We start from the raw sequence: 283 nt of genomic DNA, 5'->3' as shown, positions 1-283 counted from the left end.
GACTAATGATAGGTGTTAATAATGAAAAAAATGTTGTTTTACGTTGTGATTAGTTTCGTCCTATTTTTTTTAATGGGCTGCAGTAAAGCGGACGTTACAGTGCACCAAGCAGCAAGAGAACTACCATTTCCTGTTGTATTACCTGACCCTCTTCCAGAAGGGTGGGAGGTAGCCGATACTGTTTTTGATGATGACCTCCTTGTATTAAGTTATGAGACAGAAGCTGGCAGACGGGTAGATTTAGTACAAGATTTAAATATTCAAGGGCTTGATATATTTGCTC

1 protein-coding gene is annotated in these 283 nt (G+C 38.9%); it reads left to right on the top strand.

Annotated features, from left to right (window positions below; translation table 11 throughout):
• Positions 1-21 precede the first annotated feature (21 nt).
• Positions 22-283, top strand: a 262-nt coding sequence (locus tag AOA60_RS32275; protein ID WP_143522450.1) for a hypothetical protein, incomplete at its 3' end; no start/stop codon positions are given.

Origin of the sequence: Pseudomonas sp. 2822-17 (assembly GCF_002742485.1) — a bacterium.
GTDB classification, from domain to species: domain Bacteria; phylum Pseudomonadota; class Gammaproteobacteria; order Pseudomonadales; family Pseudomonadaceae; genus Aquipseudomonas; species Aquipseudomonas cyclaminis.
This window is presented reverse-complemented; position numbering and strand designations above follow the sequence as displayed.